Here is a 2,456-nt window from a genome sequence, read left to right on the forward strand (position 1 = left end):
TGAATGGCAAAGGCATTGAAAATGCTCTCAAGGCCGGTGCGACGAGCGTCCAGTTTGTCATTTCTGCCAGCGAAGAACACAATAAACGCAATGCCAACCGGACCATAGAAGAATCACTGGAAAACTTCAAGGCTATGGCATCCCAGGTCAAAGGAGTAAAGATGACCCTGGCACTGGCCTGCGGTCTCGGGTCTCCTTTCGGTGATGACGTACCGGCGGACCGGATCAAATATCTGTGTGAAGAAGCCTTTAAGGTCGGCGTCACCCGCATTGGCCTCGGCGATACGGCAGGTATTTCCAATCCGGCCCATACAAAAGAAATTATCCGCGCCCTGAAGTCCATCTGTGATATCAGTCAGATCGATATCCATCTCCATGATGCGTACGGCATGGGCCTGGCCAATGCTTACGCGGCTGTCGAAGAAGGCGTAACCTCTCTCGATGCAGCTGCCGGCGGCCTGGGCGGCTGCCCCTTCGTGCCCGGGGCCAAAGGTAATATCGCAACAGAAGATCTGGTGCATATGCTGCAGGCCTTAGGATATGATACAGGATATGATCTGGATAAGGTCTTGTCCACCGTCCGCTCTATGTGCGACGAAATCCAGGCTGTTCCGACGAGCAGTCTCATCCAGGCACGCAAGTGTCATCAGGGATAATTTTTCCAATATGTCTATTTACAGGAGGTAACAGAATGAAACAGTTAATGACGGGGAATGAAGCCATTGCCCGGGGATTATATGAAGCCGGCGTGTCCTTTGCTTCTGCCTATCCTGGTACGCCCAGCACAGAAATCCTGGAAAACGTAGCGAAATACGACGCTATTTCTTCCGAATGGGCGCCAAATGAAAAAGTAGCCATGGAAGCAGCTATCGGCGCTTCTATCGGTGGTGTCCGCTCTTTTGCAGCTATGAAGATGGTAGGTCTCAACGTGGCCGCCGATCCGCTCTTTACCTTTGCTTATCTGGCTATCAACGGTGGTCTTGTCTTTGTTTCCGCCGATGATCCGGGCATGCATTCGTCCCAGAACGAACAGGATAACCGCAACTATGCCAAATTTGCCAAGATTGCTATGCTGGAACCGTCCGACTCCCAGGAAGCTAAGGATATGGTTGCCGAAGCATATAAAATCAGCGAAACTTATGGTACGCCGGTCATGCTGCGCATGACGACCCGTGTCGATCATTCTAAGAGCCTCGTGGAATTGGGTGAACGCGTTCCCTTCAAAGCGGTTCCCTATGTCAAACAGCGTGATAAGATGGATCCCGTGCCGGCTATTTCTAAAGTACGACGCTTCGTTGTCGAAGAACGGGAACAGAAACTGAAAGAATACAGCGAACAGACGCCGCTCAATTTTGAAGAAATGCACGATACAAAAATCGGTATCATTACAGCCGGTGTATCTTACAACTATTGTAAAGAAGTATTTGGCGACAATGCATCGTACCTGAAATTGGGCTTTTCCTATCCACTGCCCATGAATAAAATCCGTGCCTTTGCCGATAAAGTCGATACGCTGTATGTCGTCGAAGAACTGGATCCGTTCATGGAAGAACAAATCCAGCGCGCCGGCATTTCCTGCCATGGGAAAGACGTCATTCCTAATATCGATGAATTGAACCCGAACATCATTGCTGAAGCGATTCTCCATAAAGGACAAGAAGGGGTCACCGTTTCCGATGACTTATTTGTCCCCCGTCCTCCTGCACTCTGTGCCGGCTGTCCCCACCGCGGTTTCTTCTATGAACTGGCTAAACGTAAAGATACGGTCATGGTCGGCGATATCGGCTGCTATGCCCTGGGCGGTGCTGAACCGCTCAATGCCAAAGATATGGCTCTTTGCATGGGCAGTGCCTTCTCTCTGGGCCACGGCATGGTCAAAGCCTTTGCTGACAGTGGCCAGCAGAAACGGGTCGTAGCCGTCATGGGAGATTCGACTTTCTTCCATACGGGTATCAATGCCCTTACAGAAGTATCGTATAATAAATCCAATACGATCTGTGTCATCCTCGATAACCGCATTACGGGCATGACCGGTCATCAGGAAAATCCTGGGACGGGCTATACCATTAAAGGCGAACCGACAACGCTCATCGATGTAGAACGAGTCGTCCATGCACTCGGCATCCGCAACGTCCGCACGGTTGATCCGAATAACCTGGCCGACATGAAAGCAACCCTTGATTGGGCGTATTCCATCGAAAAAGAACCGGTCGTCATCATTACCAAGTGGCCCTGCGTACTCAAAAAATACTCTCACGAAGATGCAGAAGAATTCAATCTCGATAAGACGCCTTGCATCATTGATGAAGAAAAGTGCATTGGCTGCAAGAAGTGCCTGACCACAGGCTGCCCGGCATTGCGCTTCAATCTGAAGGATAAGAAATCAGAAATCGTAGAATCGGACTGTGTCGGTTGCAAAGTCTGTATGCAAGTCTGCCCAGTCAAAGCCATCAGCA

Annotated in this window: 1 protein-coding gene and 1 pseudogene; both read left to right on the top strand. The window is 50.2% G+C overall.

Annotation, left to right across the window (positions count from 1 at the left end):
- Positions 1-656: pseudogene (locus DBO31_RS07740) on the top strand (hypothetical protein); the annotation flags it as partial.
- A 35-nt stretch (positions 657-691) separates the two neighbouring features.
- Positions 692-2,456 (top strand): indolepyruvate ferredoxin oxidoreductase subunit alpha (gene iorA / locus DBO31_RS07745; RefSeq protein ID WP_150824859.1); only part of this gene is annotated, 1,765 nt, incomplete at its 3' end.

The sequence above is a fragment of the Megasphaera sp. DJF_B143 genome (assembly GCF_900320625.1).
Taxonomy (GTDB): Bacteria; Bacillota; Negativicutes; order Veillonellales; family Megasphaeraceae; genus Megasphaera; species Megasphaera hexanoica.